5 protein-coding genes and 2 pseudogenes are annotated in these 4,489 nt (G+C 38.8%); 2 read left to right on the forward strand and 5 right to left on the reverse strand.

Features of this window, described 5'->3' with window-relative positions:
* Window positions 1-66: 66 nt before the first annotated feature.
* On the reverse strand, window positions 67-222 hold the full coding sequence (locus V7L07_RS24925; RefSeq protein ID WP_335061506.1) for a hypothetical protein: 156 nt from the start codon (window positions 220-222) through the stop codon (window positions 67-69).
* Between the two features lie 62 nt (window positions 223-284).
* On the opposite strand from V7L07_RS24925, the gene V7L07_RS24930 reads away from it, so the two are divergent.
* A complete protein-coding gene (locus V7L07_RS24930) occupies window positions 285-494 on the forward strand; it encodes a TOBE domain-containing protein (RefSeq protein WP_094331798.1) in 210 nt (69 codons plus the stop codon).
* 327 nt (window positions 495-821) lie between these two features.
* Here the strand turns inward: V7L07_RS24930 and V7L07_RS24935 are convergent.
* Window positions 822-968, reverse strand: a pseudogene (locus tag V7L07_RS24935) (substrate-binding domain-containing protein); the annotation flags it as partial.
* Window positions 969-1,243: 275 nt separating this feature from the next.
* Between V7L07_RS24935 and V7L07_RS24940 the strand changes: the two are divergent.
* Window positions 1,244-1,462 (forward strand): annotated as a pseudogene (locus V7L07_RS24940) (protein hesA); the annotation flags it as partial.
* Between the two features lie 65 nt (window positions 1,463-1,527).
* On the opposite strand, the gene V7L07_RS24945 reads toward V7L07_RS24940, so the two are convergent.
* The 3 genes from V7L07_RS24945 to V7L07_RS24955 all read right to left on the reverse strand — a co-directional run.
* Window positions 1,528-1,737 carry a TOBE domain-containing protein gene (locus V7L07_RS24945; RefSeq protein ID WP_094352220.1) on the reverse strand — a complete coding sequence of 70 codons (210 nt, stop codon included), beginning with the start codon at window positions 1,735-1,737 and terminating at the stop codon, window positions 1,528-1,530.
* Between the two features lie 175 nt (window positions 1,738-1,912).
* Complete coding sequence (locus V7L07_RS24950) at window positions 1,913-2,590, reverse strand: hypothetical protein (RefSeq protein WP_335061504.1); 678 nt, start codon at window positions 2,588-2,590, stop codon at window positions 1,913-1,915.
* A gap of 1,169 nt (window positions 2,591-3,759) precedes the next feature.
* On the reverse strand, window positions 3,760-4,489 hold a 730-nt coding region (locus V7L07_RS24955; RefSeq protein ID WP_335061505.1), incomplete at its 5' end, for a CAAD domain-containing protein.

Consider the following 4,489-nt stretch of genomic DNA (forward strand, 5'->3'; position numbering starts at 1 on the left):
GATTGAGCTAGAAACCCTTTGGCAGGCATAATAATGCTGAATGCATGGATATATCTAGTTTACCATTTATGCAATTGAAATGTGGAACAGCTTATTAAGAGCGGATAATCCTTTGGGGCCGAAAGCAATATTTTGCGCCACACTCATGTGTGGGAAGAGGGCATAGTTCTGCACTAAAAAACCGATGCGGCGCGGATTGATATATTTTCTAACCGTAGCCATACAGATTAATTTAATTACTTGTTATTATTTACGTGTAAAGAAAAAACCAGTAGGGTCATCAAATGCAAGTTAGCGCTCGTAATGCTCTCAAAGGAACTGTAAAAAACATCGTCGTTGGCTCTGTAAATACTGAAGTAACGATAGAAGTAGCACCAGGGGTAGAGGTTACTGCAATTATTACCAAATCATCAGCAGAAAATCTCAAACTTACTGAAGGAAAAGAAGTCCACGCCATAATTAAATCATCAGACGTAATTATTGCCGTAGGCTAAAGTAATTTTTGAGATATTACTAAGGGGGGGCAATTAAACTGCCTCCTGTAAAGTCATTGAGTAGGTAACTCTTTACTACAACTTTCCTATCAATAATATGTAGATAAGCTAAACCAAAGCTACTTAGTCGAATGGCACTAAGTTAAGATACAGCCCTTGCGCTGACTGCTTCCTAGCCTGGAGGCTAGGAACCCATTCTGGGAGGCTCCGCCTCCTCTTTCTTGACCAGAGGCGGAGCCTCTCGGAATACATTCACAAGCCTCCAGGCTGGGAACGAGGCTACACAGGCTTTTGGGCTTTTCTTAGTGTCATTGTCTATTAGCCACATCAGCAAATGTCTGCATAGGATTGCGATCGCATTAACCGATGTCCCAAAATTTTGATAAACTGCTGTACTGGTGATTGTTCCAAGTATTCTTTGAGAATCACCAAGTCGTATCGCGCACTAGGAAGGGGAATAAATCCTAAAACAAAGCCCAGTATTGCTTTTAGTTGTGGCACGTTTGATTGCAATTTGCTGTATTTCATTGGGCATTCAACCCAGGCGCTATATTTGCACATAGCTCCCTTAATAGTACCTGGCACAAATACCAACTTTACAAGTAATAAATCAGAAAAGTGTATAGACAACTACAATACTTGCTACCAACTAGGTGGTAAATTTTACGACTGATAAAGAATTAAAAAGCGATGAACTTAACACCCAGTGAGTTAGAACGCTATCACCGCCAAATGATGCTTCCCAATTTTGGAGAAATAGGACAAAATCGGTTATTGGTGCTGTTTCTGGTACACTAGCTTGTCTTAGTGCATTAGAGGTAATAAAGCTGATTACTAAGTTTAGCCAACCCCTATTGTCACAACTGCTGACAATTGACTTGATGCGAATGGAATTTGCCAAACGACATTCTTATCATGATCCTTCATGTCTGGTGTGTGGTAGCAGTTCTTGCTCGGAAAATTCGTAAATAGTTGTATAGTCGTAGCGATCGCTCTATAAGCAGATCGCCACAACTTATCTACTCATTTCGAGCTATTCTGTAGCAATTATGACATCCGATGCTTTAATCACAGCGATCGCTTGTTTTCCCTCTTGAAGTTGGAGATGCTCTACCGACTCCTTGGTAATAATTGCAGTTACTTCTACTCCAGGCACAATTTCTAATATGACCTCAGAGTTAACTGCTCCTGGGTGAATTTTCTTAATAGTTCCTTTTAAGGAATTACGAGCGCTAACTTCCATATTTTGATCCTCCCTATTTATAAGGTAATTCTGAACTGATTAATACTAACAACTATGAGATTGTTGGATTATCCTCATTTAGTGAGATATCTTCAGCCTTACAGAATAACTTAGATATCAGACTGGTATTAGAAGATGAACTCTCCGTTGTAGGCATCTTTAATCAGACGGGTTTTCAGAAATATTTTGGTTTCAAAGGAGAAGCAGGAGCAGATAATATGACGATATTTCTGACATTACTAATGTAACGACCTCCAGCTTTGTCACCTGGAACTACTAAACGAGCAAATCCTTCATCTATTAAAGGTACAACATTACCATCACTACCTTTTTTCTCAAATGCAACTAGCACTGTTTTCCCTTCAAAGTTAGGTTGAATTTCACCAATAGCTACGACTGCACCATAACAATCTGTGGCTTCAACTAGAACATATTGCCTCAGAAAAGAGTTTTTACTATTCACCCCAGAATTCCCAGGTTTTAGACCACCTCCGGCTTTCGGATTATTAATCAATTCCCATAGGGGAATCCCATAGTATGTTTCTGTTCGTGGCCCTGAGCCGGTTTGAAAGCTGACAGTAAGTTCAGTAACTAATGCTGGATTTTGTTTTTTTAAAGCATCTCGCAAATTCTTCAGGTTTTGCAAGTTATAGGTGGTTGGATTATTCAGTTCTCCACCCAAGCGAAAACTTGGCGAAAAACCTCCAAGACACTTATTTTTATCCCAGAGAGAAGGTGTTTTTTCTTCTCGACTCCAGGGAATATCGCTCCTGGAGTCAGCTAAAGTAGGCTGCCATATAACCAGTACCGATAGTATTAAAGATGCAATGGGTATCTTGTGGGTAAAATGCATAAAATCCTTCTCTCTTTACTATTGAATATTGAGACAATTAGATAGTTTTGCTCAAAGCTGTTTGCTCAACAAAAATTAGTATCGTTCTCGCTAAAATTGAGCAATTTGACAATAGACCCTGTTAGATAAAAATCGAACTGTTCTATCGTTAAACTTTCAATTCCTTACCAGACGCTACTAAATAGCTAGTTTTTAATATGAGTTATTAAAAACTAATGAATCCTGACACCAAAGTTAGTCGTAAACCTCTTGTTAACGTTAGTTCGATGAACCTCTCCCTCCCAACCTCCCTCTCCAAAACGGAAAGGGAGGAGCAACGAAAAATTAAGCTTTTTGCTCCCCTCTCCGACACGGAGAGGGGCTGGGGGAGAGGTCAAATAAGACTTGTCGAACTCACGTCTTGTTATATTTGCATTTTTCCAAATGGATAAGTGTATCTGTGTAATCTAATGAAGATAATACCAACTTATTGAGTAAAATACCAACTAATATAGTAATCAAACACGAACAAAATTAATTTTTATTTCTTTTTAAAATAACAACAGCTTAATATTGTATATAAATTAAGCTGTTGTTATTTGCCTTATAAATAGGTAACTATCAAGCTAATAAACTTTTTATAAGTGAGACTCGCCTGTAAATTGAAAAACTGTCCGAGTTATGGGGAAGGGTTGTAGTTGTCCCAACACTATAGTTGAAGCAAAACCATACACCGACTAGACTACTCCGTGTATACAACCAATAGACCAAATAAATGCTACAATTCCTGATACAGTGAATAGAGCGATAGATGGCCATATCGCCCTATTTCAACTGCTTAAGAGCTTCACAAAACGCGATCGCCTCTATTTTCTGGAAACAAGTAGTTAACTAACAATAAAAAAGGCAGTTAGCAGAGTGTAGAGTATTCTGATTAGATGCCTACGGCGAGCGTACCCCTGCTCAAAAGCCAGCTATGCAGAGCGTCTTGTTAGTGCAGCCTTTGTCTCCGACACGCTATTCGCGTTCGTAGAGAAGCGATCGCAATGTCTACGAGGGGCTACGCCTACACAACATAGCTATTTGATCTCAAAATCCGAGCAACTTCTTGCATAGCGCGGGGATATGTTTGTTTGCCTTGTGCCTTCTTTCACTATGAAAGAAAGCAAATGTGGAGGCATAACAGCTTATTAATCTTGTCCCTCGACAATTTCTTTTTGGATAAAACTAATTTGTGCAGCTAATTCTTGCCGAGTGGAAGCTTTGAATAGATATCGGAAAACAAACCAGATTAAGTAACCAATTCCAGTCAACTCAAAAACTAGATTTAACTGGGGTATTTCATTTATTACATCTAATACAGCTAGAATTATCTTAACTGCAATAGTCGCTGTAATAATTGTAGTAAAACAAATAATTGGCATCTGGTATTCAGTGGAAAAACTACCTAAGTATTTAGGCAATTGCTCCAAAAATGCAGAAAATTTACCGCCAATTTGCTGCGGTTGAGGTAATGGTTGATTATCAGGTATTAGCAATGGTTGAGGTTCAATTTTTGAACTTTCAATGGCTGCGTAGTTTACCGCCGTAGGCATCGCTTCGGTAGATGTAATATCAATAGATTTCGATTGTTGTACTTCATTCTCCTGAAGTAATGGTTGATTATCAGGTATTAGCAATGGTTGAGTATCAAATTTTGAACTTTCAACTGCTGCGTAGTTTATCGCCGTAGGCATCGCTTCGATAGATGTAATATCGACAGATTTCGATTGTTGTACTTTACTCTCTTTAAATTTCCTCTTTTCTTCAGGGATAACAGTTTTTATTTGCTGACCACGGATATCAAGGTTAGCGAGTTTCATCAGAGGGGAGTAAATGGCATTATACATATCGCGTGCCATATTCACCGCACCTTCAAAA

This window comes from Nostoc sp., from assembly GCF_036916985.1.
Classification (GTDB): Bacteria; Cyanobacteriota; Cyanobacteriia; order Cyanobacteriales; family Nostocaceae; genus Nostoc.